The following is a 24,919-nucleotide window of genomic DNA, read 5'->3' on the forward strand; positions in this document are numbered from 1 at the left end:
ACGGGAAAAGCCCCTGGCCGGAGAACGCCCGGCTGAACGCCGGACCTGGGCAGGTCGTGCCGGTGGAACAGCTTGTCGACGCGGTGCGGCACACCGACCGGCCAAATCGGCCCAAGGAGACGCTGCAGACCTACGTCGTCAGGTTGTGACCCGTGCCGGGGTGTGGAGATCGTGGGGAGCTCAGGCGGTCATCTGCTCGACGCCGCACCGGAATCGGTTGACCTGCAGCCCTGCGCGACGTCCCGGCCGGGTTCACGCTTGCTGTTGAGCGCGAACGGTTCCTCGGTCCGGGCTGGTCGCAACGGCGGCCGGCGGTGCGGTGCGGGGCCAGGTCCAGGCATACCGCACGATGAGGGCGAGCAGGATCAGTTCCAGCACGATGCCAAGCCCGTAGAAGTACAGCCAGGACTCGCCCACCGCGTTGAACGCCGTGACGGGGACGTAGAGCGAGGCGACGGTGAGGTTGGTGATGCGGTTCGCCTGGGCGGGCAGCGTCATCGAGAGCACGACCATGAGGATCGGGATGGCCACGAGGGTCAGCGCCGTGGTCGAGAAGGTCTGGGAGAGGCCGAACTCGAAGACCTTGCCGTTGAGGACGTCTTCGATGACGCCGGGCGTGAAGAAGTTGAGGATGTCCACGTAGGCGTACAGGAACATGAAGCTCGTCCACGTGGCGGCGAGCTTGGCTCTCACCGGGATCCGCTGGTCTTCCAGCGTGGCGGTGGTGGGTTGACGTGTTGTCATCATGGGCTCCGTTGTGGTGAGGATCGGTGGGTCCACGATCGCTGAGCCCGGCGGCGGGCGCCTCGGCTCGGAGGCCGGGGTTCGCCTGGCCGATGGCACGGTCTCTCTCCTGTTCTTTCGGCGGGTACGCCGAGGCGCACCGATCCCTACGCTGGAGCCGTGGTCACTGTCCGGCGCTCCATCTGGCATGAGCCGCGGCCTGCCGACGCCCCACCCATCGGCCGGCTCGACTGGCTGCTGGTGGGCGTGGTCGCGGCCGCCGCCCTGGTCGAGGGCATCGCTCGGCCGGGCCTGGCCTGGCAACCCCTGGTGACGGTGCTCGCCCTGGCGCTGGTGCCTGCCCTGCTCTGGCGGCGGGGCCACCCCCTGGTGGCCGCCCTGGCCGGGTGGGGCGTCGCCGGGCTGCTCTCGGTCCTCCAGCTGACAGCGCACGCCGGGGACCTCGGCCTCTACTCCACCATGGCCGTCCTGCTCCTGCTCTACTCCCTGGTGCGGTGGGGATCGGGACGGGAGATGGTCTTGGGGACGGCGTTCGTGACAGTCGTCGTCGCGCTGGGGACGTACGCCTCCTCCGCGGGCTGGGCCGACGTTTTCGGCGGGAGCGTCCTCCTGCTGTTGTTCGTCGCGCTTGCGGCGGTGTTCCGCTACCGCGCGGCCCTCTGGCATCGCCAACGGCGCGAGATCCGCAACCAGGAGCGGGTGGCGCTGGCGCGCGAACTGCACGACACAGTGGCCCACCACGTCTCGGCCATCGCGGTGCAGGCGCAGGCCGGTGGTGTGGTCGCCGGCATCCAGCCTGAGAAGGCTGCCGAGTTCCTGGCCGTGATCGAGTCCGAAGCGTCGCGAACCCTGGCGGAGATGAGATCCATGGTGCGGGTGCTGCGGGAGGAGGAAGCCGTCGCCTACTCACCGCAGCAGGGTGTGGCGGACCTGCCTGCTCTGGCGCGCGCCGACGCGACGCCCACCGTCGAGGTCGCGCTGGACGGTTCGCTGACCCGGTTGGCACGACCCGTGGACACCGCGCTCTACCGGCTCGCGCAGGAGTCGCTGACCAACGCCGTGCGGCACGCCCGGAGCGCGACCCGCGTCGGCATCGAGGTGCGCCGGGAGGGCGACGCCGTCAGGCTGCGTGTCAGCGACGATGGACGAACCGAGCCGGGACCGGCCCCGGAGCCCGGGTTCGGGCTGCTGGGCATGGCCGAACGCGTCCAGCTCCTCGGCGGATCGTTCTCCGCAGGGCCGGGGTCCGGGGGTGGCTGGGTGGTCGAGGCCGTGCTGCCGGTGGAGGCGTTGGGATGAGCATCCGCGTTGTCGTAGCCGACGACCAGGACCTGGTCCGGACCGCGTTGGTGATGATCCTCGGCGCACAACCCGACATCGACGTCGTGGGGGAGGCGGCAGACGGGCTCGCAGCGCTCGACCTGGCGACTCGGCTGCGTCCCGACGTCCTGCTCGTCGACATCCGGATGCCCGGGCTCGACGGCGTCGAGGTGACGCGGCGCCTGGCCGGGCCGGACGTGACGGACCCGATGGCGGTCGTCGTGATCACCACCTTCGACCTCGATGAGTACGTCGTCAACGCCCTGCGCGCCGGCGCTCGCGGCTTCCTGCTCAAAGACGCCGGTCCGGCGCTCCTCGTGCAGGCCGTCCACGCGGCGGCCAACGGGGACGCGCTGATCGCCCCCAACGTCACCAGCCGGCTGCTGGCGATCTTCGCCGACCAGGCGCCGGTGGTACCGGTCCAGCCCATCGACCCGCTCACCGAGCGCGAGGAGGAGGTGCTCGCGCTGGTGGCACGGGGCCGGACCAACGCCGAGATCGCCACCGACCTCTTCGTCGGCCTGAGCACGGTCAAGTACCACGTCGCATCGCTGATGACCAAGCTCGGCGCGCGCAACCGCGTCGAGATCGCGATGTGGGCGTACGACACCAGACGCGTGAGAGCCAATTAGTGGACACGGCGCCATGGCCGTTGCGGCGACAGGAGTTCAGCCGACCTCGTCGTGGACGGCGGTGTCGAGGTCGGTAGGGGTCAGGCCGAAGGTGTCGGCCGTCTCCGTCGCGTCCACGTGGAACGGTGAGTACCACTGGTAGTCCATCTCTGCCACCTCGCGGGCGATCGGCACGACCAGTCCGGTTGCGCGCATTGCGAAGCGCGGTAGCTGGATCAGTTTGATCGGTGATCGGCCCGCTGCGGTGGCGTAGCGACCGGCGAGCTCGCGGATCGTGATGGCAGGCGGGGACGGCACGTGCCAGGCCCTGCCCCACGCCCGTTCTTCCGGCGCGAGCGTGACCAGTGCCTGTGCCATGTCGGTGTTGACCGTGAAGGTGTGCGGCATGTCCAGGTGGCCGGTGATCCAGGCCGCCTTGCCCTTCGTCAGGGCCGGCCCGATGAGCAGGGAGTAGATGCCGTTGGCGCCCTTGCCGACGTAGTCGGAGCCGCGGACCTCCACCGTGCGGATGCCCGCGGCGAGGGCCTGTTCCCACATTCGTTTGCGCAGCCTGCCTTTGTGCCCGGCCGCGGCCATGGGGGTGCGTTCGGTCATCAGGCCACCGGGCTGCGGGCCGTAGGCGTACATGCTGCCGGTCAGGACGAGGACGGCGTCGTTCGCCTTGGCGGCGGCGATGACTGCTGTCTGCAGGGGCGGCAGCAGGCGTTCCCACTCCGTGTAGGAGGGCGGGTTGGCGCAGTGGTAGATCGCCTCGGCGCCGCGGGAGAGTTCGGTCAGGCTGGACGGGTCGGACGCGTCCGCAGCGACCCGGTCGATCAACGGGTGCTCGGGCCCCGAACCGCTGCGGGTGATGATCCGGACGTTGTGGCCGCGCTCGACGAGCAGACGAGCGACGTTGCTGCCGATGGATCCGGCGCCGATGACGACGTGTTCGACCATGACGGTTCTCTCCGTTCCAGAGTCTCGGTCAGCGGTCCACGCCGGAGCCGGTGTAGCTGGGCACGCCGGCGAGCATGTCGGCGATCTGCGGGTTGAGCTCGTTGCGGCGCCGATGCAGTTCCTGGATCTTGCTGTTGAGGTCCGGGTCTTCGTCGTCGCTGACGTCGAAGATCTCCATCCGGTCCACCAGGTTCAGTCCCAGGTGGTCGGTCTGGTAGGTGGTCGGGTGCGTCAGGTAGGCGAAGAGTCCGTCGAGGTCCTCCACGACGAACACCGCGCTGTAGGTGTAGTCGCCACCGTGGTCGCGCCCGACGATGAACGACTTGATGGCGGGGTTCGACCTGCCCTGGTTGCGCCAGCCCTCCAGTGCCGCCTCGATTTGGTCAGGCGTCGCGGTGGCCCTCATCGTGACGCGGCAGATGTGGTGAATCATGATCAACCTTTCGCTTTCTAACGACGTTAGATTTCCTAACGTCGTTAACCATGGTGCACGCCGTCAGCGTGGTCAAGGGCGGTGGCTAGTGTTCGAGGACACCATCGAGGCGAAGTGACGGACCATGTCAATCAGCACGAGGCGGGCCCGCGAGCGGGCGAACACCCATGAGCGGATCATCGAGGCGGCGCTGCACGTGCTCGAGACCGAGGGCCCTGCGGCTCTGACGATCCGGCGCATCGCAGGCGATGTCGAATACTCCGCACCCGTCGTCTACCAGCACTTCGCCAACAAGGAGGCGCTAGTGCTGGAGCTGGTCGCGCACGGCCATCGCCTGATGCTGACCAGGTTCCTCGAAGCCGCGCAGGAAGCCGATGTGGACCTGCGCATGAGGCGCGCGGCGTCGGAGTACGTGCGGTTCGCCGGCGAGCACCCGCACCTCTACCAGGTCATGAACGCCCCGGCGATCGATGCGGACGAGCGCGGGCGCGTCGCACAGCCAGCCGTCGACGCCCTCAAAGAGCTGCTCAACACCTGGTCCGCCAGGCACGACGTGGTCCTGGCCGATCTGGACGAGGCCTGCGAGACCCTCTGGGGCACGATGCACGGCATCGCCTCTCTCGGCTACCTCAGCAACGTCGGCAACGACCGCGCCCGCCGCCTGGCCGAACAGGCCCTGCACGCGATTCTTCTCGGCTGGCGCGCCGAGGCATCGGCGAATGACCAGGGCCGGCGGGAGAAGATGCAGGGATGACGCCGGCCCGTCGTCGAAACCCGCTCAGATCTAGCACCTGGCGACGGTCCTGCGGCGATCGAGCAGTGTTGTCTGTTGTGGACGACATCGAGCCGGAAAACGCCAAGCAGAACAGGGAAGGCTAGCTACCCGCGCCTGCACATCCACCAACAAGGGCACAAACCCGTGGCACGGATCGTCGCGCCCGATCGCGGCCGCGGGCAACCAGCTGTCCGGTGGCTACCTGGACCACGAGATCTGCAGAGGGTCCACCGCGTGCTCGACGGCGACGCATACGTCGTGCGCGTGCAACTGCAGGCCTGGCCTGGGGGCGGCGGCGCAGGCCGCCACCACCGCGTTGTGGCACGATCGCGACATGACCGCCCCAGTGTCCGTGTCCTGGGGCCGCATCGAAGAGTGGTGCCGGCACAACGACATCGAGAACACACTGCGGCCCCCCGCACACAACGCCGCGATCGAGGCGGCCGAGGCGGAAATCGGCCACCGGCTCCCCGCAGACCTGCTGGAGTCACTGCGTCGCCACGACGGCACCACCTTCCAACCGGTCACCTACCTGGTGCCGAGAAGGTGGATCCTCCTGCCTCTCGAGGCCATGCTCGAGACCTGGCGCTGGAAGAACGAACAACTTGCTCAGCGCCAGGCGACGGAGATCGACGACTTCAGCGACGAGGACGACGAGGACTGGTCGGATGTCGAGCCGGGCGAGGAAGACGCGTTCTGGGGTTGGAACCCGAACTGGCTCCCCATCGCGCTCGACGGCAGCGGGTGCCACCTCGTCGTCGAGCTACGGCCCGGCGCATTGCACGGTGCGATCGGACAACTCGACCCGGAGTCTGATCCTCGGTTCGAGGGAGTCGACACGCATTCCTCAACGGCTGCGCTCCTCGACCACACGGCGGATGCGCTGCGCGGGAATGGGGCTGCAACGGCACGTGTGCAGAACAACGGTATCCGCTGGAGCTGAACGCCCTGACTTCTGAGCCGGGCCTGTCCATCGGCCGTGGAAGCACATTCCGGAGCTGCATGACCTGCAACAGCTATGTTCCGCAGGTCAGTGCGGCGTTTATGTCATAGGAATCCATTAAGTGTTCAACGATCGGAGTCTACTGGCGCATCAGGGTGTTCAGGCTGGTCAGGTGGCTCCGGGTGCCCGAGCGTTCGCGCAAATCGGGAGCAGTCTGGGAGCACAAGTGATGAGCACAAAGGCTCAGCCGACGACCGTCGCCCGCAGCTCGACCGCGTAGAAGCTGAACTCGAACACGGTGCAGGACAAGGAGAAACCCTCCCGCTCCTGCTCCGGGTCGAACCAGTGGTCGATGCCATGCAGCAACGCGTACCCGTATTTCGGATCGACCCCCGTGGCCAGGTACGGCTCGAGCTCGGTCAGCTCCACCTCGAGGAACTCCAGTACGACCGTGCCGCGGGCGGCGTCGTCGAACCCGAAGCACACAACGATCGTCATGTGCTCTGGGCCGGGCACGAACCGGATTTCCTCGATGTGGGCGTCGTTGCGCAGGTCGACGTCGCCCACCCCGTCGAGGGTCACGTCGATCAGGTTCGACGCGTGCGCCAGCGGGCGCAAGCCGGAGAACTTCATGCACTCACCAATCTTGTCGCTGGACCATATTCGGCGAGCTGGTGGACCCACCGCTTGCCCACGTACGGCACGTCGCAGACGATGCGAGGCGTCGCGTACCCAGGCAGGTAGCCCTGATCGCGTGCTGAAGTTCTTGGGCTTCCCGGACGGACACCCTCCAATGTTCCGCGTTGGGGATCATGTCGCACATGTTCAGGATATTGATCCTGCGCGGGCTCGAGGGCTGCGAACAAGGGGCCGTCGACTCATTGCCCGCTTGGCTTCCGGAGCTGTGTGACCCAAAAGCTGAAGTGGACGTACTGGGAGCAAGTTCTGGGAGCAAGAGGGAGCAGAACCATGCGCTGAACGTGCCAGTACGTTCCTCAACGAGTCTGAACGGAGCCGCACTGACCTGCAAGAGTTGCATTTCTGCAGGTCAGTGCGGCGCTTATGTCATAGGAATCCACTCCGTCTTCACCGTGACCGCGTCCAGGGCGTCCGGCAACGGCGTCACACCCAGGCCCGGACCGGTCGGCACGCTCAAGTGCCCGTCGTCGAGCACGAACGGCTCGGTGATGTCCATCTGGTAGTAGCGGTCCGACGCCGAGGTGTCGCCGGGCAGCGTGCAGCCGGGCAACGCCGCCAGTGCCACGTTCGCGGCGCGTCCGATGCCGGTCTCCAGCATTCCGCCGCACCACACCGCGATTCCGTGCGCCGCGCAGACGTCGTGGATGCGCCGCGCCTCCAGATAGCCACCGACCCTGCCGGGCTTGATGTTGACGATCTGGCAGGCGCCCAGCTTGATCGCGTCGGCGGCCGACGACGCCGAGGTGATCGACTCGTCCAGGCAGATCGGCGTCTGCACGACCTTGGCGAGTTCGGCGTGCGCGAGCAGTTCCTCCTCGTCCAGCGGCTGTTCGATCAGCAGCAGGTCGAACGGGTCGAGCTTCGCGAGGTGGCGGGCGTCGCCGAGTGTGTAGGCGGTGTTCGCGTCTACCTGGAGCAAGACGTCCGCGAACCGTTCACGCACGGCTCGCACGGGTTCGACGTCCCAGCCTGGTTCGATCTTGAGCTTGATCCGCGCGTAGCCCTCGTCGACGTACCCGCCGACCGCGTCCAGCAGTTCCGGGATGGAGTTCATGATCCCGACCGACACGCCGCACGGCACGCGATCGCGGACCGCGCCCAGCTCACGGCCGAACGACACCCCGCGCGCACGCAGTTCGGCGTCCAGTACGGCCATCTCCAGCGCTGCCTTGGCCATCCGGTGTCCACGGAACCTCGCCACCCGAGGGGCCACCGAGATGCCGTCGATCGGCCCGGTCAACGCCGGGACCAGGAACCGCCGCAACACGTCCGCGCAGCCCTCCATGTACTCGGTCGAGTACACCGGGTCGGCCATCGCGACGCACTCGCCCCAGCCCTCGCCCACGTCCGTGACGGCGCGCAGGAGCAGCAACTGCCGCACGGTCTGCGTGCCGAACGAGGTGCGGAACGGCGACTTCAGCGGCATCTCGATCCAGCGGATCTCCACCCCGTCCAGCTTCACGAACTGCTCCTGTCCACTACGTACCAACCTGACCTGTCGAACCCGGTGACGCGGGCACCGCTCGCGAGCAGCCCGCCGAGCACCTCCCGCACGGCGTGACGCCACTCGGTGGCCGCGGCCGGGTTCGTGACCCGCAGCGCCTCGATGTCCGCTGGTACGGCGACCAGCACGGTGGAGCCCGTGCACGTGCCCCGCACGGGCAGCCCGCCGTCGGAGATCCCCAGGGCGACCGCACCCCTGGCGCTGACGACCTTCGGCCGACCGGCGCAGGCGGCGACGGCCTCCGGGGACTCGACCCGCCAGCTGACCAGCAACCTGTCGCTCTCGCCGCCGGCGTTGATGTCGTCGTGCATCAGGCCGTAGAAGTCCGGCAGGTACTCGGTCGCGTCCGCGCCGAGCTTGCTGAGGTTGAAGTGGGCGTTGCGGCGCACCAGCGGGTCGAACGTCCAGGTGACCTCGCGCAACCCCTGCTCCAGCGCCCACGTCCGTTGGTGCAGCTTCAACGCGTAGCCGACGTTGCGTCCTCGCGCGTGCGCCGCCACCCCGGCGATGTGGCTGTGCAGGGTGCCCGCGTCCGGCGGCGAGCAGAAACCGATGCACGCGCCGATCAGGTCGGCACCGTCGAACGCGCCCGCGACGTAGCTGCCCGCCTTGGTCATCGCCCGCAGCAGCTCGGCGGTGACCGGGGGAGTGTTGCCGTTCGACCGCCAAATTGACTCGTAGAGCCGTTGGGTGGCAACGAGTTCGGCGAACTCGGTGAGCGGCCGGACGACGACGTTCTGCGCTACCAGCGTCATGTCAGCTCCCTCATCAGGGCCGCGAGCAGCAGGGTGCGCGGCTCGAGCTCCGACACCAGCACGTGCTCGTGCTCGGCGTGCGCCCCGCCACCGACGGCGCCGAGCCCGTCGAGCGTCGGAATCCCTGCTCCCGCCGTGAAGTTGCCGTCGGACGCGCCGCCGACCGCGGCCTGCGTGATGCCCGGGAGGAGCCTCGAGGCCAGCTCGAACAACGCCGAAGACGCGGACAGTTCCATCGGCGGGCGGTTCGGCCCGCCGTCGACCTCGACCTTCGCACCGTCGAGCACGGGCCGCAGCGCCTTCATGTCCTCGTCGACCCGGAGCTGCTCGGCGAGGTTCCGCACGCGCACGTCGACCATGAACTTCCCTTGCGCGGGAACGGTGTTCGTCGTCGTGCCGGAGGAGAGCACGGTCGGCACCACGGTGGTGCCGGTAGCGGCGTCGGCCAGCTGCGAGACCGCCAGGATCTGGTGCGCTGCCTCGATCGTGGCGTTCACACCGCGTTCGGGTTCCAGCCCGGCGTGCGCGGCGCGGCCGTGCAGCGTCACCTCGTACATCGACGTGCCCTTGCGCTCGGTCTTCAGCGCGCCGCCGTCCGCCGAACCCTCGCAGACGAGGACGGCCGCGTGCTGCACCGCCTCGGTCTCGATCAGGCCGCGCGACGACGGCGAGCCGATCTCCTCGTCGCCGGTGATGAGAACCGTGACGCCGTCGGAAGAACCCAGCGACGCGACCGCGTGGAAGATCATCACGACGCCGGTCTTCATGTCGAAGCAGCCGGGCCCGCGCAGCACGCCGTCCTGCACGCTGAACGGAATCCGTTGCAGCGTCCCGATCGGCCACACCGTGTCGTGGTGGCCGAGCAGCAACACCTTGCGCGGTCCCGGACCCAGCCGCCACCGCAGGTGGGTGCGGCCGTCGAGCACGATCCGTTCCGGCTCCGAGCCGAGCAGTGCGGCACCCACCTCGGCGGTGACCTCGGCGCTGCGGGCCACCGCCGCCAGATCGGTGGACGGCGACTCGCAGGACACGAGCCGCTCGATGTCGTTCAGCAGGTTCATCAGGACGCCTTCGGGGTGGCGCGGACACCCATGTGCACGTACTGCTCCCCGGTGGGCAGCGAGTAGAACACCAGGGAGGACCAGCTCTTCGAGTCCGGCCACAGGTAGAGGAAACGGCCGTCGCCGGCCGGGACCAGATCGACCGCGGGAGGCTTGGGGAACATGTCCGCCATCGGACCGGTGGGCGTCACGTCCAGCTGCAGCCCGTTCTCCCCCTCGACGATGTCGAGGATCATGGAGGCCCGCTCGTACCTGCCGAGGTAGAGCGCGTTGTCCACGGCAGGCGGGTCGGCGGCCGGCACTCGCGGCATCGGCATGTCGAGGTCCGCCAGCTCGGCGAAGATCTCCTTGTACAGCTCCAGGTACACCTCGCGGGCGGTGTCGCCGTTGGTCAGCAACGTGACCGCCAGGTCGTGCCCGGGAAGGATGCGCAGGAACGCGGACTGCCCGATGGTGTTGCCGTCGTGGCCGATCAGCCGCTGCCCGTCCCAGCCGAACCGGATCCAGCCGATGCCCCACGAGTCGCCCAGCGCCTCCGGGTCGGGCACGTCGGTCTGCTTCTCGGTCATCGCGGTCGCCGACGCCTCCGACAACACCTGCGTGCCGTCCTGCGCCTTGCCGCCGTTGAGGTGCATCGCCGCGAACCTGAGCACGTCCTCGGTGCTGCCGAAGATCGTGCCGGCCGGGCCGACCGAGCGCGGCAGCATCCACACCGGCGCCGGTTCGAGCTTCTCGTCCTTGGTGACGTGGCCGACGGCGGCGCGGTGCAGCAGCGCCTCCTCCGGCAGCGTGCCGGTGCGGGTGAGTCCGAGCGGGGCGAAGAGCTTCTCCCGCATCGCGACGTCCCACGTCTTGCCGGTGAGCTTCTCGATCACGCGCCCGGCGAGGACGAAACCGGCGTTGCTGTAGGAGAACGTCGCGCCGAGCGGGTGGTTCTGGGCCGCGTCGGCGAGCAGTTCGGTGTAGCGCTCCAAGCACTCGTCGCCGCGGCCGGTGTCGGTGAAGTTGTCACCGTCGATGCCGCTGGTGTGCGTGAGGAGGTGCCGCATGGTCACCTTCTGCTCGACCACCGGGTCGGAGAGCTTCAGCTCGGGCAGCACGTCGACGATCGGGGCGTCGAGGTCGAGCAGGCCCTCGTCGACGAGCCGCATCACGACGGTCGTCGTGAACACCTTGCCCATGGAACCGATCTGGAAGATCGTGTCGTCGGTGACCTCGACCCCGGTCGACAGGTTCAGCACGCCGTGGTGCGCCAGGAGCGTCTCGCCCTTGTACAGGACGCCGAGCGCGGCACCGGGCAGGCCGTGCTTCTTCGCGAGTGCGGAAAGCCTGCGCTGCCAGTGCTTCTGGTCGAGCGGCTTGCGGTTCTCGGCGTGCTCGCGCACCCAGTCGACGACGCGGCGGTTGAAGTCCTCGCGGTGCGACGGCTTGCCGCTGAGGATGAACAGGTGCGACTCGTCCGGGTAGAGCACCAGCTCGGCCGGCACGCCGTTGCGGCGCAACGCGGTGAACCACTGCTCGGCCTGGCCGACGGGGCACCGGTCGTCGGCGGCGCCCTGGTAGACCAGGGTGGGCGTGCGGACGTCGGCCACGTGCGTCAGCGGGGAGAGCTCGGTGACGTGGTCGCCCGCGCCGCCCAGTTCCAGCTCGGTCAGGTAGTGGCCGCCGTCGGAGGTGCCCGCCATGCTGGTCAGGTCGCTGACGACACCGCCCGCGACGGCGGCGGCGAACCTGCTGTCGCGGCTGGTCAGGTAGCAGGTCATGTAACCGCCGTAGCTGTAGCCGGTGACGGCGAGCTTCGCCGGATCGGCGAGCCCCTCGGCCACCAGCTGGTCGATCGGCTCCAGGAAGTCCTTGGCGTCGGACTTGCCCCATGCACCGAGCGCGGCCTTGTAGAAGGCCTCGCCGTAGCCGTCGCTGCCGCGCGGGTTGAGGAGCAGCACCGCCCAGCCCTGCCGCGCCAGGACCTGGTGGTAGAGGTGGACCGGGTCGGCGGTGCCGTTCCACGCGTTGTGCGGACCGCCGTGGATGTCGAGCAGCAGCGGCGACGGGCCGGTGTTCTCCGGGGCGCGGACCAGCCAGCCGTGCACGACCGTGCCGTCGGAGATCGTGAACTCGCGTTCCTCGCGGACGAACAGCTCGGTCGTGTTGTGTCCGGTGTGGACGGTGACCTCGCCGGTGGTCAGGTCGACGGTGGCGACCTCGCCGAACGACGTGGGCGTGCTCAGCACGACGGCCGCGGTGTCGCCGGCGACGGAAAGCCCTGCCACGACGCGGGAATCCCCGCCCAGCACCAGGCGCGGCACGTCGCCGGACTCCAGGTCCACGGCGTAGAGCTGGGTGCAGCCCCGGTCGCGGGCGCAGAACAGCACGGTGCTCCCGTGCAGGGCGGGCAGCCCGCCGGGGTAGCCCGCCATGCCGGGCATGACGTTGCGGTCGAGCGACGCGGACAGGGTGCGCACCTCGCCGTCCGGCGGCAGGTGCAGGAGGTCGAGATGCCCGGCGTCCGCGGTGGTGCGGCCGGTCACGAGCAACCCGGCCTCGGTCCACGTGACCGTCGCGGCCTGCCCCTCGGCGAGGCCGGCGATCTTCGGCTCCGAGGTGCCGGCGACGTCGACGACGTGCACCGGCACGCGGAAGGTCAGGTCGGCGTCCGCGTCGCGGGCCGCCGTGAAGGCGAGCTTCGTGCCGTCCGGGGACCACGCGGGTGCGCTCGCGTGCCAGTCGCCGCTCGTCAGCTGGCGGACCTCGCGGGTCTCCAGATCCAGGACGTGCAGGTGGGCGCGGACGCTGCGCAGGTAGCCGGCTCCGTCGGACTTGTGGTCGAGACGGCTCGTGACGATCGGCGCGGTGGCGTCCGCGATGTCCACGGGCGCCGAGAACGCCAGCTTCGTGCCGTCGGCGCTCCAGACCGGGGCGCCCGCGCCGAGCGGAAGCGTCGTGAGCTGCTCCGGCTCGCCGTCCAGCAGCCAGACCTGGCCCGGGCCGTCCTGGGCGCGCAGGAACGCGATCCTGGCGCCGTCCGGTGACCACGCCGGTGACGTGTCGGCCCTGCCCCTGGTGAGCTGCTTCGCCGTGCCGTTCGTGATCCGCCACAGCGCCCGTTCGTCGCGGTCGTTCTCGCGGTCGGTGGTGCGCAGGACGTAGACGACCTCGGACCCGTCGGGCGAGATGGCGGGCTGCTCCGGCAACGCGTGGCCGTACAGGTCCTCGATGGTGGTCACGATGCGGGTCCCCTCAGTTCGGAACGGAACAGGTCGAGCACGTTCAGGCCGAGGACTCGCACGACGTCCTCTTCCGGCCAGCCCCTCTTCTGCAGTGCCTCGGTCACCAGCGGCAGTCCCGCAGGTCCCTCCAACCCTGGCAGGAACCGGTCGGTCGGGACGCCCTCGATGAACTGCGCCTCGCAGCACGGCGGCGTGACGTCCTCGAGGACCTCCTTGACGAAGTCCGGGCCGAGGCCGACGTGGCGCACCCCCATGACGCCCGCGATGTGCTCGACGTGGTCGACCAGGCGGTCGATCGTGAAGTCGGACTCGTGCAGGAACGGCGCGAAGAAGTTCACGCACACCACGCCGCCGTTGTCGGCGATGCCCCGCAGTTGTTCATCGGTGAGGTTGCGGTGGTGGTCGCGCAGCGCCCGTGCCGACGAGTGCGTCGCCATCACCGGACGCGACGAGAGCTCCAGGACGTGGTCGACGCCCGCCGCGCTCAGGTGGCTGACGTCGAAGATCATGCCGAGGCGTTCCATCTCGGCGTGCGCGGCGACTCCGGCCCTGGTCAGCCTGCTGCCGGTGGCGTCCTCGCCGCTGCCGTCGGCCAGCGCGGTGCGGCCGAAGTGGGCGAGGGACGCGATCCGCACGCCCAGCCGGTACAGGGTCTCCAGGAGTTCCACGTCCTCGCCGACGCCCGGTGCGCTCTCCAGCGCGAGCACGAGCGCGATCTGGCCGGCGGCCAGCGCCTGGTCGATGTCGGTGCCGTCGAGGCAGAGCCTGGTCTCCGGGCTCGCCTCGGCGATGCGGTGCGCCGCCTCGACCATCCGCAGCGTCTGCCTGAGCGCGCCTTCCGGCCGGAACAGGTCGTCGACGAACACCGGCAGGACCTGCAGGTTCACCCCGCCCTGCTGGAGCTGGGGCAGCCACCGTTCGCGGAAGTGCGGCACCCACCGCTCGACCGGGCGGTGGACGATGGCGTCCAGCAGGTCGTTGTGGGTGTCCGCGACGACGCTGCGCCCGTGCAGATCGTCGATCATGAAGCCTCCAGCCTCGTGTGCCGTCGGGGCGCGGCTGCGAGCAGCTCGCGCGTGTACTCGTGCTGTGGGTCTTCGAGCACCTCCCCGGCCGGGCCCTCCTCCACGATCCTGCCCGCTTTCATCACCGCGATGCGGTCGCTCACGTACCGCACGACGGCGAGGTTGTGCGAGATGAACAGCATGGACAGGCCGAGCTGCCGCTGCAGGTCCCGCACCAGGTTCAGCACGGCGCCCTGCACGGACACGTCGAGCGCGGACGTGATCTCGTCGGCGATGACGACCCTGGGGCGTCCGGCCAGCGCCCTGGCGAGCGCGACCCGTTGCCGTTGCCCGCCGGAGAGCCTCGCCGGCAGTGCCGAGGCACGGCCGGGGTCGAGGTGCACCAGTTCGAGCAGCCGCGCGACCTCGGCCTTCTTGTCGGTGCCCCGCGGCATGGCCTCGGCGATCGAGTTGCCGATGCTCATCCGCGGGTCGAGCGACGAGTACGGGTCCTGGAACACCATCTGGACCTTGCCGTCCGCCCTGATGTGGCCCTCCGTCGGCTTGCGGAGGCCGACCGCGGTGGCGGCGAGCGTCGACTTGCCCGACCCCGACTCGCCGACGAGGCCCACGACCTGTCCCGCCGGCACGGTGAGGCTGACGTCGTCGACGGCCGTGTGGTGGCCGAAGCGGACGGTGACGTTGGTGAAGACGAGTTCGCTCATCGCACACCCGCCAGTTCGGTCTCCGACTTCCAGCACGCGACCCGGTGGTCCGGCCCGAAGTCCGTGAGCTCGGGTTCCTCGGTGCGGCACTGGTCGTCGGCGAGCGGGCACCGCGGCGCGAACGGGCACCCGCGACCGATCTCACCGGGCTCGGGTGGCCGGCCGGGGATGACGGCGAGTGGCGCGCCGCGGTCCGTGTCGAGGTCGGGCACCGCCTTCAGCAACGCCGTCGTGTACGGGTGCCGTGCGGCCGTGAAGAGCTCGTCGGTGGGCAGTTCCTCGACGATGCGGCCCGCGTACATCACGAGCACGCGATCGCAGGTCTGCGCCACGACGGTGATGTCGTGACTGATGAGCAACACCGCGGCACTGCGGTCCTCCCTGATCGTGGCGAGCAGCTTGAGCACCTCGCGCTGCACCGTGACGTCGAGCGCGGTGGTGGGTTCGTCGGCGATGACCAGCTGCGGTTCGCCCATCAGCCCCATCGCGATCATCGCCCGCTGCCGCATGCCGCCCGAGAACTCGTGCGGGTACTGCTTCGCCCGGCGCTCCGGCTCCGGGATCCGCACGGCGCCGAGCCGGTCGACGGCCTTGCGCGCCGCGGCCACGCGGCCGAGTCCCTGGTGGACCTCGGACACCTCGGAGAGCTGCCGGCCGATGCGCTTGGTCGGGTTGAACGACGTCGTCGGGTCCTGGAACACCATCGCGAGCCGCGTGCCCAGCTCCCGGTCCGGAGTCCGGTCGAGCGGCTTTCCGCCGAACTCCAGCGCGTCCGCGGTGACGGTGCCGGGGTGCTCGACGAGGCGCGACACGGCCAGCGCGGTGAGGCTCTTGCCGGAGCCGGACTCGCCGACCACGCCGATCATCTCTCCGTTGTGGACGGTGAACGACACACCGCGCACCGGCGTGATGCCGCCGGGGAAGGACACGTGGAGGTTCCGCACGGTCAACAACCCGCCGTCGTCCGGTGCACTCGACGTTGTCGCCGGCACGGCCGTGGCGCGGTGCGACCGCTGCCGGTGACCTGCCGCTGCGGCCTCGCCGAACAGGTTGAACGCCAGCCCCGCGAGCACCACCGCGATCGCCGGCCCCAGTGCGGGAGCGGGGGAGATGTAGATGCGGTTGAGGCCTTCGCCGAGCAGCCGCCCCCAGTCGTAGGAGGGTGCCTGCACGCCGATGCCGAGGAACGACAGCCCGGCGAACGCGGTCAGCGCCGACCCCGCCGCCAGGGTGGCGTTGATGACGAGCGGCTCGGCGATGTTGGGCAGGACGTGCCGGGTCAGCAGCCGGAACCGGCCCACCCCGCACACCCGCGCGGCCGCGATGAAGTCACGTCCGCTCACCGAGGCCGTCAGCGTCTGGGTGAGGCGCGCGAACGACGGCGTGATCGCGAACGCGATGGCCAGCACCGCTCCGATCGTCCCGGTGCCGAAGATGACGGCGAAGAACAGCGCCAGCAACAGCCCTGGGAACGCGACGGCGATGTTCACCCCGGAGATGACGATCCGCGCCGCCCACCTCGGCAGCACCGAGGGCACGGAGCCGAGGACCAGCCCTGTGACGACACCGATCACCGTCGCCAGCAGCGCGAGGCCGATCGTGAGCCGCGTGGCCACCAGCACCCGGAAGAAGATGTCGCGGCCGAGCTGGTCGGTGCCCAGCAGGTGGTCCGCGGACGGGCCCTGCTGCAGCGCGTCGGTGTCGATGGCGGCGGCCCGGTCGCCCCAGAGGACCGGGGCGAGGATCGCCAGCGCGAGGAGGACGGTGAGCAGGACGGCGGAGGCGGCGCCGACGGGGGAGCGGAGGACGGTCAGGCGACGCATGCCGCCTCCCCGGACGTCGGTGGTGCGGGGCGCATCACGCCTCCCTGATCGTCGAACGCGGATCGAGCATCGCCAGCACCACGTCCACCACGAGGTTCACCAGCAGCACCCCGGCCCCGTACACCAGCACGATGCCCTGCACGGCCGGGTAGTCCTTCTGCTGGATCGAGCCGACGATGGTCGACCCGAGTCCAGGCCACGCGAACACGTTCTCCACCAGCACGGTCCCCGCGACGAGGGCGGCGAGCATCATGCCGCCCAGCGTCAGCGTGGCTGTGACGGCGTTGGGCAGCGCGTGCCGCACGTACACCAGCCGTGACGGCAGGCGTTTGGCCCGTGCGGTTCGCACGTAGTCGTTGCCCAGCACGGAAAGCAGCTCCACCCGCACGATGCGGGCGAGCACCGCCGCCGGTCCGATCGCCAGGGCCAGCACCGGCAGCACCCACGAGCCGGCGGCGTCGTTGCCCGCCACCGGGAACAGGTTGAGCTGCACGGCGAGCAGGCTCACGAGTCCCACGGCGAGCAGGAACTCCGGGATCGCGGCCAGCACCACGCTCGTCGACGTGAACGCCAGCTCGCCGCCGCGCCGGCGGCCGCCCTTCGTCAGGACGGCCATCACGACGCCCACCGGCACCGCCACGGCGACGACCACCAGGAAGGCGAGCACCGCCAGCTGCACCGTGGCGGGCAGGCGGTCACCGATCAGCGACCCCACCGGGGTGCCGCTGATCAGCGACGTGCCGAACTCGCCGCGGAACAGGCCGCTCAGGTAGTGCCAGTACTGCACGGGCAACGGGTCGTCGAGGCCCAGTGCGGCGCGGCGGGCGGCGACGAGGTCCGGTGGTGCGGTCAGGCCCAGCGACTCGCGGACCGGGTCGCCCGGGATCAGGTGGATCATCAGGAAGGCCGCGGTCACCAGCACCCACAGCGAGGTCAGGAAGCGCAGCGCCCGCCGCCGCGCGAACGGGACCCAGCCAGTGGTCATGACGCGAGCATCCGGATCGAGGCCGGGTCGATGCTGTCGCTGATGGTGAACCGCGCACCCTTGACGAACGTCGGCACGACGGCGTCGAAGTACGGCACCAGGCCGGCTTCGCGAACCAGGGCGGACTCGGCCTTGCCCCAGTGCTCGCATCCCTGCGCACCGGCCAGCGACGCGGCCTGCTTCGACTCCGCGGCGAACTCCGCGTTGGCGATGTGGGCGAAGTTCACGCCCTGCGGCGGCACCGGGCCGGATGCGAACGGAACGAGCTGGCTCGGCAGCGACAACGTCACCGGCGCCATCGACACGTCCCACGCGCCGGTGCCGAACAACGTCTGGTTGGCGCCCGCGGCGTCGACGGGCTGGATCTCCACCCGCACGCCGATCGCCTGCCACGCCTGCTGGATCAGCTCGGCTGCCGAGGTCAGCGTCGGGCCGAGGACGGTCGGCTGGAGCAGCTTGACCGACAGCGGTGTGCCGTCCTTCGACCGCACGCCGTCCGGCCCGGCACGCCACCCCGCCGAGTCCAGCGCACCGGCGGCGGCCGTCCTGTCGAACGCGGGCAGGTGCGGCCCGACGTTGTCAGTGCTGCACGGACGGGGTTCCACGGTCACCAGGCTCTTGGACGGCCTGCCCTTGCCGTTGGTCAGCACCTTGCCGACCTGGGCGAGGTCGAGCCCCTGGACCAGTGCGCGCCGGACGGCGGAATCTTGGCCGGGGTGACCGGCTGCCTGGTTGAACCACAACGTTCCCAGCGGGGTCGCGGTGTCGACGTGGTCGAGTTTCTGGCCGAACAGGCGTTCCTGGTCAGGCCCGGCCACGGTCGCGGCGGTGAGCTGACCGGACAGCAGCAGGTTCACGGCGGTCGTCTCGTTCGCGATCACCCGGACGACGATCTTCTCCGGCAGGCCCTGCTGGTCCTTCTCCCAGTCGCCGGGGCCCCACGCGAAGTCCTTGCGCCGCAACAGGGTGTAGTGGTCGTTGGGCACGATCTCGGAGACAGTGAACATGCCGGTGCCCTGCTCGCCCTTGGTGAGCAAGGCGCGGTCGCTCAGGCCCTTGGCGCACACGATCGGCAGCGTGCCGACGTTGGTCAGCAGGAACGCGTCGGGCGCGCCGCTCGTCACCGTGACGGTGCGGGTGGCCTCGTCCGCCGTGGCCGTCGTGCCGGGGGCGACCTGGAGCCCGGCCAGCGGCGAGTTGTTCTTGGGGTCGCCGACGAAGGTGATGTTCGCGGCGACGTCCGCGGCGGTCAGCGGCGCACCGTCGGCGCACGTGATGCCCTGGCGCAGCGTGAAAGTCGCCGTCGTGACGGTGGCGTCCCACTTCTCGGCGAGACCGGCCACGATCTCGCCGCTGGACGTGCGCTCGATCAGCCTGCCGTAGAGGAACCGCCCGACCTGCCGTGCCACCGACAGAACGGTCAGAGCGGGATCGAGCGAGCCGGGATCGGCACCGACCGACATCGTGAACGTCCTGCCCTCGGCCAGGTTCTGGCTGCCGGAGTTCGCCGACGTTCCGCATCCGGCCAGGGCAACGGCCGCGAGCAGGGCTACCGCGCGCTTCATGACGTCCTCCGGAGCTGGTCGACGGCGAGGCGTCCGGCGCGGCCGATCACCGCGTCGGCACTGGGGTTGCGCAGGTCGAGCGACTGCGAGCGGGTGAACACCGCGACGGCGTAGCTGCGGCCGTCCGGGTAGGTGACGACGCCGGCCTCGTTGCGGACGCTCGGCAGCGTGCCCGTCTTGGCGGCGACCAGGACGTCGGCGGGGAAGCCCGACGAGAGCCGGTGCGGCCAGATCTGCTGGGCCATGATCGCCCGGACCCGTTCGCACGCCTCGGGTGCGGCGGCGCGATCGGTCCAGATCGAGTCGAGCAACGCCGTGATCTCCCTCGGTGTCGAGGAGGTCGTGCGCTCGGGATCCACGATGGACAGCTTGGGAACCACGGCGGGATCCGTCATGGCCTCCTCGACGTCCTCGGTGCCGAGGTCCGCGACCACCGAGGCGAAGAGGTCCTCGCAGCAGCCCAGGATCCGGGTCCGCGGCAACCCGGCCACCACGGCGTCGACGGCGGCCTGCCCGACGCGGTGGAAGACGACGTCGGTCGCGGCGTTGTCGCTCATGGTCATCATGAACAGGGCCAGGTCGCGCCAGCTCATCTCGACGTCGTCACGACATCCGGCCGTGCCGATCCCACCGATGCGGTAGCGGGGCGTGACGCGCGTCCGTGCCGTCTCGTCGAGCCGTCCCGCCGCCACCTCGGCCGCGTAGGCCACGGCGACCGGGATCTTGAACACCGACGCCAGCACGACCTGCTCGTCCGCGCCGTGCCCGGCCTCCGGGCCGTCCACCCCGATCTCACGGGCGTGGACGAACCCCTCCACGCCCGCTTCGGTGAAGGCCTCCGCGATCACCGGACGACCCGGCGGTCCGCGCGGCCGGTGTGCAGGAACAGCGCCCGCCCGTTGCCGTCGTCACCGACGAACGCGTGCGGCATGTGGATGCCCATGACGGGCTCGGCGGCGACGAGGGTGTCGTCGCGCCACGGCACCAGTTCGGTCCTGCCGGCGGACTCGGGGCTCAGCTCGGCCATGATCCCCTTCGGGACGACCTCCATCCAGATCCGGCCGTCCTCGTCCTGGGTGACCACGCGCTCGCTGACCGCCGACACGTACACGCCGGTGAACCGCTCGCCGTCGACGCGCGGGGGTTCCGCGACCGGTTCGGGCATCGCGGGGAGCTCGACGCCGGTGAGCTCGCGCAGCACGTGCCGGAAGATCGCCTGGTACAGGTCGATCGTCTTGCCGCCGTTGGTCAGCAACGCGACGGCGACGCCGTGCTCGGGAACCAGGCGCAGGAAGGCGTTCTGCCCGATCGTGCCGCCGTCGTGCCCGATGACCGTCGCCCGCGGGTAGTGGAACAGCTCCCAGCCCAGCCCCCAGGCGTCGCCCATCAACGCCAGGTCGGGCACCTGCACCTGGACCTGCCGCATGGCCGCGGCGCTCTCCGGTGACAGCACCCCGGCGCCGTCGTTCATGTGCATCCGCGCGAACTTCAGCAGGTCGCGAGGGCTCATCGCGAGCATCGAGCCGGCCGGGGCGTTCGACCGCACCAGGGCCCAGACCGGCGCCGTCTGCGGCCCGGCGGCCTCGTCGTGGGTGAGGTGCCCGGCGGCGGCGCGGTACAGGATCGCCTCGTAGGCGTCCGCGGCGGCGTGGGTCAGGCCGAGCGGGGCGAACAGGTGCTCGCGCAGGCAGTCGTCGTAGGACTTGCCGCGCACGACCTCCACGATCCGGCCGAGCACGCAGTAGCCCGCGTTGTTGTAGCTGAACATCTCACCGGGCGCGAAGAGCTGGGGAGTGTCGTGCAACGTGGCGACGTACTTCTCCACGCAGTCGTCACCGCGGCCGGTGTCGGTGAAGAGATCACCTTCGAAGCCCGACGTGTGGTTCATCAGCTGCCGCACCGTGATCCGCGCGGCGGCCTCCTCGTCGGCGATCTTGAACTCGGGCAGGTAGTCCCGCACGGGCGCGTCGAGGTCCAGCAGGTCCTCGTCGACCAGCTGCATCGCGAGCGTCGTCGTCCAGACCTTGGTGATCGACCCGATCTGGAACAGCGAGTCGGTCGTCGTCTCGACACCGGTGTTCTTGTTGAGCACCCCCGCCGCCGCCTCGGCCACGTCGTCGCCGACGGTGACGGCGACAGCGGCCCCCGGCACGCCGTGCTCGGCCACCAGTCTCGGCAGGTTCTCCTGCAGCCAGTCGTTGATCTCGTTGAGCTTGGACATCCGCGCCCCATCCAGGTCGACGTGACTCCGGTCACCGCCCACGCTAGGTTCGGCGCCCTCACGGCCACCTCGTCGCAGCCGACGAATCTGGCCTCCCCGATCTGTCCGCGCCGACGAACCCACCCGGTGGTAGAGCCTGCTCCACCCCGGTCCGGGCAGTCTGCGTGATCGTTCCGCGCCACCTCGCAGAACTACCTTCTTGCTCAGAAGTCGTTGCGAGCCAAGGAGAACGTGATGAGTGCAGACGCGCTGTCGCTGCAGGCGGTGCGGAAGGTGTACGGCTCCGGGGGTGGTGCCGTCACCGCGCTGGACGAGGTCACCGTCGGCATCCGGCGGGGCACGTTCACCGCCGTGATGGGACCGTCCGGCTCGGGCAAGAGCACCTTCCTGCACTGCGCGTCGGGCATGGACCGGCCGACGTCCGGGCGCGTGCTGCTCGGCGACACCGACCTCGGCGGTCTGAAGGAGGCCGCGCTGACGCGGGTGCGGCGCGACCGGATCGGGTTCGTCTTCCAGGCCTACAACCTGTTGCCGTCGCTGACCGTCGAGCAGAACGTCACCCTGCCGCTGCGCCTCGCCGGACGTACGGCGGACCGGGGCTGGCTGCACGAGGTCGTCGGCAGGGTCGGTCTCGACGGACGGCTCGACCGGCTGCCGTCCGAACTGTCCGGCGGCCAGCAGCAACGCGTCGCGATCGCCCGTGCGCTGGTGGCCCGGCCCGAGGTGGTGCTGGCCGACGAACCGACCGGCGCGCTGGACTCCAGGACCGCGCACCAGGTGCTGACGCTGCTCCGGTCCATTGTGGACGACATGGGGCAGACGGTGCTGATGGTCACGCACGACCCGGTCGCCGCTTCGGCCGCGCACAGCGTGCTGTTCCTGGCGGACGGACGGCTCGCGGGTGAACTGGCCGGTCCGACTCCGGAGCGGGTCGCCGAGCGCATGACGCACCTGGGGGAGTGGTGAGCGTGGGACAGGTCCTGACCGCCGAGTTGCTGGCCTTCGCGCTGGTGATCGCATGGAAGTTCGCAGGGAGTGATCGGCGGTGCTGAGCCTCGCCTGGCAGACCGTGAAGGCCCGCACCAGCGGGTTCATCGGAGCGTTCGTGGCGATCCTGTGCGGCACCGCGCTCGTCGCGGCCTGCGGGATCCTGATGGAGTCGGGCCTGCGCGGCGGCGTGCCGACCCAGCGTTACGCGGCCGCCGACGTGGTCGTCACCGGTGACCGGACCGTGCGGCCGCCCGGTGGCGACGTCATGGCGTTCGAACACGCCGCCGAGCAGCCCTCCATTCCCGCGGCGCTGGTCACCAAGATCGCCGCGGTGCCGGGTGCGCGGGCCGTTCCCGAGCAGACGTTCCCCGCCGTGGTGGTCGGGCAGGACGGACAGCCGCTCGCGAGCAGGTCGTACGGTCACAACTGGGACTCCGCCGTGCTCGCGCCGTTCACGCTGAAGGCGGGGAACGCTCCGAAGCAGGGCGAGGTGGTCCTGGACTCGGGGCTGGCCGCCGAGGCGGGCCTCGGCGTGGGCGGCGAGGTCCGGATCATGACCCGCTCGGTCCCCGAGACCTACCGCGTGGCCGGAGTCGCCGAGGCGGCCGGAGCAGCGCGCCAGGCCTCGGTGTTCTTCAGCGAGACCGAGGCGTCCGCGCTGTTCGGACGCTCCGGGCAGGTGAGCGCCATCGGCGTGCTCGGTGCCGACGCCCGGCAGGTCGAGAAGGTCCTCGCGGACGACCACGTCACGGTGTCGTCCGGCGCCGACCGCAGCGCCGCCGAGTTCGACGACGTCAGCCAGACCAAGTCGATCCTCGCGATCCTGGCCGCCTCCTTCGGCGGGTACGCGGTCCTGGTCGCGATCTTCGTCGTGGCCAGCACCCTCGCCCTCACCGTCGAGCAACGCCGTCGCGAGTTCGCCCTGCTGCGGGCCGTGGGCGCGACGCCGCGGCAGATCCGCAAGCTCATCGGCGTCGAGACCACGGTCGTCTCGGTGGTCGCCGGCGTGATCGGCAGCCTGCTCGGCATCGGGGTCAGCCAGGGGCTGCGCGCCGCGTTCGCGCAGATCGGCGTGGTGCCGGACGACTTCGCCCTCTCGATCAGCCCGGTTCCGCTGGTCGCGGCCCTGCTGATCGGGGTGGGCGCCGCGCGGGTCGCGGCCTGGAGCGCGTCGCGCAGGCCGTCGTCGATCAACCCGGTCGAGGCGCTGGGCGAGGCCGCGGTGCAGAAGCGGGACGTCGGCAAGGTCCGGCTCGCCATCGGGTGGGTGCTGACCGCGCTCGGGCTCGGCGCGACCGCGGTGCCGCTGTTCATCGGCGGGCAGATCGGCGCGGCGCTCGCGGTGTCGGCGGCACTCGTGCTGATCATCGGGCTGGCGCTCACCGGGCCGAGGGTGATCGGGGCGGCGGTCCGGGTGATCGCGCCGGCGCTGGCCAGGTCGTCCGGCGTGAGCGGTTACCTGGCTTCGGCGAACGTGCTGAAGAACTCTCGCAGGCTCGCGGCCGCGGTGACGCCGCTGATGCTCGCCATCGGGTTCGCGGTGGTCAACTACTACAGCCAGACGACCCTCACGGCCGCCGTGCAGCAGCAGACCGAGCGGTCGATCACCGCCGACCACGTGATCACCGGTGTCACGGGCGTGCCCGCCGAGGTCGTCCGGCAGGTCCAGGGCGGGACGGCCACGTCGCTGGTGCGCACCCAGGTGATCACCGCGAGCAGGACCGGGGACGGCGTCGAGGTGCAGAGCCGTCCCGCCAACGGCCTCGACTCCACCGCGAGCGGCATGGTCGACCTCGGCGTCGTGTCCGGCAGCCTCGACGACCTCCGGACGGGCACGGTCGCGTTGAGCGACGCGCACGCCTCCTGGGAGGACAAGGGCATCGGCGACATGGTCGAGTTCTGGTTCGCGGACGGCCAGCAGGCGAAGCTCAAGGTCGTCGCGACCTACGAGCACGACCTCGCGTTCGGCGACTACGTGCTGTCCGCCGCCGACGCCCGTGCCCACACCAGGGCCGGCATGGACAGCGCCGTGCTCGTGAAGGGCGCGGACGTCACCGCCCTCAACGGCCTGACCAGCCGCTATCCGGGGTTGCAGGTGACCGAACGGGTGGCGGCGCAGGACCGGAGCGCCGAGCGGACCCAGTTCCTGCTCAACCTGGTCGCGGTCGGCGTGATCCTCGGCTACGTCGCGATCTCCGTGTCGAACACGCTGGTGATGTCCACGGCCGCCCGCCGCCGCGAGTTCGCCCTGCTGCGGCTGGTCGGCACCGGGCGCCGCCAGATCGTCCGGATGATGCGCACCGAAGCGCTGCTGACGGTCGGACTGGCCGCCGTGCTGGGGTCGCTGGTCGCGGCGGTGCCGCTGGCGATGCTCGCGTTCGGCCTCACCGGCAGCCCGCTGCCCGCCGGGTCGATCCTCGTCTACCTGGGCGCGCTCGCCGGTGCCGCGCTGCTCGGCCTGGTGTCGATCGCGGTGTCCACCCGGTTGTCGCTGCGTGCCAAACCCATCGACACGATCGGCAGCCGCGAGTGAACGCGAGAAAGGCCACCCGGACCGGGTGGCCTTTCTCGCGT

General features: G+C 70.3%; 20 protein-coding genes and 2 pseudogenes. 6 read left to right on the forward strand and 16 right to left on the reverse strand.

Translation table 11 applies throughout. The features are described 5' to 3' along the window. Positions 1-252: 252 nt before the first annotated feature. On the reverse strand, positions 253-744 hold the full coding sequence (locus LX88_RS19635) for a DUF6326 family protein (protein ID WP_258949232.1): 492 nt from the start codon (positions 742-744) through the stop codon (positions 253-255). A gap of 159 nt (positions 745-903) precedes the next feature. Here LX88_RS19635 and LX88_RS19640 point away from each other — a divergent pair, with 159 nt between their 5' ends. Together LX88_RS19640 and LX88_RS19645 are read left to right on the forward strand one after the other, a co-directional pair. After that, on the forward strand, positions 904-2,043 hold the full coding sequence (locus tag LX88_RS19640) for a sensor histidine kinase (RefSeq protein WP_258949233.1): 1,140 nt from the start codon (positions 904-906) through the stop codon (positions 2,041-2,043). Next, positions 2,040-2,696, forward strand: coding sequence for a response regulator (locus LX88_RS19645; protein ID WP_258949234.1), 657 nt, complete (start codon positions 2,040-2,042; stop codon positions 2,694-2,696). Before LX88_RS19640 ends, LX88_RS19645 begins: the two co-directional genes overlap by 4 nt. 36 nt (positions 2,697-2,732) lie before the next feature. Here the strand turns inward: LX88_RS19645 and LX88_RS19650 are convergent, their stop codons facing one another. Further along, positions 2,733-3,635, reverse strand: coding sequence for an NAD-dependent epimerase/dehydratase family protein (locus LX88_RS19650; RefSeq protein ID WP_258949235.1), 903 nt, complete (start codon positions 3,633-3,635; stop codon positions 2,733-2,735). A 28-nt stretch (positions 3,636-3,663) separates the two neighbouring features. Next, on the reverse strand, positions 3,664-4,068 hold the full coding sequence (locus tag LX88_RS19655; RefSeq protein ID WP_258949236.1) for a Dabb family protein: 405 nt from the start codon (positions 4,066-4,068) through the stop codon (positions 3,664-3,666). Positions 4,069-4,192: 124 nt separating this feature from the next. On the opposite strand from LX88_RS19655, the gene LX88_RS19660 reads away from it, so the two are divergent. Together LX88_RS19660 and LX88_RS19665 are read left to right on the forward strand one after the other, a co-directional pair. After that, positions 4,193-4,822, forward strand: a complete 630-nt coding sequence (locus tag LX88_RS19660) for a TetR/AcrR family transcriptional regulator (RefSeq protein ID WP_258949237.1) — start codon at positions 4,193-4,195, stop codon at positions 4,820-4,822. Between the two features lie 355 nt (positions 4,823-5,177). Next, positions 5,178-5,786 (forward strand): SMI1/KNR4 family protein, encoded by a 609-nt coding sequence (locus LX88_RS19665; RefSeq protein WP_258949238.1) that lies wholly within the window; start codon positions 5,178-5,180, stop codon positions 5,784-5,786. A 243-nt stretch (positions 5,787-6,029) separates the two neighbouring features. Here LX88_RS19665 and LX88_RS19670 read toward each other — a convergent pair whose 3' ends face one another. From LX88_RS19670 to LX88_RS19730, 13 genes and pseudogenes are all read right to left on the reverse strand, one after another. Next, entirely contained in the window at positions 6,030-6,419 is a 390-nt protein-coding gene (locus LX88_RS19670; RefSeq protein ID WP_258949239.1) for a hypothetical protein, read from the reverse strand. A gap of 26 nt (positions 6,420-6,445) precedes the next feature. Continuing rightward, positions 6,446-6,609, reverse strand: a pseudogene (locus LX88_RS19675) (lysine 2,3-aminomutase); the annotation flags it as partial. Between the two features lie 237 nt (positions 6,610-6,846). After that, positions 6,847-7,947 carry an o-succinylbenzoate synthase gene (menC, locus tag LX88_RS19680; RefSeq protein ID WP_258949240.1) on the reverse strand — a complete coding sequence of 367 codons (1,101 nt, stop codon included), beginning with the start codon at positions 7,945-7,947 and terminating at the stop codon, positions 6,847-6,849. Continuing rightward, positions 7,944-8,744: a GNAT family N-acetyltransferase gene (locus LX88_RS19685; RefSeq protein ID WP_258949241.1), complete on the reverse strand. Its 801-nt coding sequence runs from the start codon at positions 8,742-8,744 to the stop codon at positions 7,944-7,946. Before LX88_RS19685 ends, menC begins: the two co-directional genes overlap by 4 nt. Next, positions 8,741-9,805: a M20 family metallopeptidase gene (locus LX88_RS19690; protein WP_258949242.1), complete on the reverse strand. Its 1,065-nt coding sequence runs from the start codon at positions 9,803-9,805 to the stop codon at positions 8,741-8,743. Before LX88_RS19690 ends, LX88_RS19685 begins: the two co-directional genes overlap by 4 nt. Further along, complete coding sequence (locus LX88_RS19695; RefSeq protein ID WP_258949243.1) at positions 9,805-13,029, reverse strand: serine hydrolase; 3,225 nt, start codon at positions 13,027-13,029, stop codon at positions 9,805-9,807. The genes LX88_RS19690 and LX88_RS19695 overlap by 1 nt, the downstream gene beginning before the upstream one ends. Then, complete coding sequence (locus LX88_RS19700) at positions 13,026-14,057, reverse strand: dipeptidase (RefSeq protein WP_258949244.1); 1,032 nt, start codon at positions 14,055-14,057, stop codon at positions 13,026-13,028. Before LX88_RS19700 ends, LX88_RS19695 begins: the two co-directional genes overlap by 4 nt. Before the next feature lie 8 nt (positions 14,058-14,065). Beyond that, positions 14,066-14,761, reverse strand: a pseudogene (locus LX88_RS19705) (ABC transporter ATP-binding protein); the annotation flags it as partial. Beyond that, entirely contained in the window at positions 14,758-16,584 is a 1,827-nt protein-coding gene (locus LX88_RS19710) for a dipeptide/oligopeptide/nickel ABC transporter permease/ATP-binding protein (protein WP_258949245.1), read from the reverse strand. The pseudogene LX88_RS19705 and the gene LX88_RS19710, both read right to left, overlap by 4 nt. Before the next feature lie 34 nt (positions 16,585-16,618). Continuing rightward, positions 16,619-17,569, reverse strand: coding sequence for an ABC transporter permease (locus LX88_RS19715; RefSeq protein WP_258949246.1), 951 nt, complete (start codon positions 17,567-17,569; stop codon positions 16,619-16,621). Then, a complete protein-coding gene (locus tag LX88_RS19720) occupies positions 17,566-19,134 on the reverse strand; it encodes an ABC transporter substrate-binding protein (protein WP_258949247.1) in 1,569 nt (522 codons plus the stop codon). Before LX88_RS19720 ends, LX88_RS19715 begins: the two co-directional genes overlap by 4 nt. Continuing rightward, positions 19,131-19,982, reverse strand: a complete 852-nt coding sequence (locus LX88_RS19725; protein WP_258949248.1) for a serine hydrolase — start codon at positions 19,980-19,982, stop codon at positions 19,131-19,133. The genes LX88_RS19720 and LX88_RS19725 overlap by 4 nt, the downstream gene beginning before the upstream one ends. Continuing rightward, positions 19,979-21,355 carry a serine hydrolase domain-containing protein gene (locus tag LX88_RS19730; RefSeq protein WP_258949249.1) on the reverse strand — a complete coding sequence of 459 codons (1,377 nt, stop codon included), beginning with the start codon at positions 21,353-21,355 and terminating at the stop codon, positions 19,979-19,981. Before LX88_RS19730 ends, LX88_RS19725 begins: the two co-directional genes overlap by 4 nt. 234 nt (positions 21,356-21,589) lie before the next feature. On the opposite strand from LX88_RS19730, the gene LX88_RS19735 reads away from it, so the two are divergent. Together LX88_RS19735 and LX88_RS19740 are read left to right on the forward strand one after the other, a co-directional pair. After that, a complete protein-coding gene (locus tag LX88_RS19735; RefSeq protein WP_258949250.1) occupies positions 21,590-22,321 on the forward strand; it encodes an ABC transporter ATP-binding protein in 732 nt (243 codons plus the stop codon). Between the two features lie 79 nt (positions 22,322-22,400). After that, positions 22,401-24,878 carry an FtsX-like permease family protein gene (locus tag LX88_RS19740; RefSeq protein WP_258949251.1) on the forward strand — a complete coding sequence of 826 codons (2,478 nt, stop codon included), beginning with the start codon at positions 22,401-22,403 and terminating at the stop codon, positions 24,876-24,878. Positions 24,879-24,919 lie beyond the last annotated feature (41 nt).

Origin of the sequence: Lentzea californiensis (genome assembly GCF_024648825.1) — a bacterium.
GTDB classification, from domain to species: domain Bacteria; phylum Actinomycetota; class Actinomycetes; order Mycobacteriales; family Pseudonocardiaceae; genus Lentzea; species Lentzea californiensis.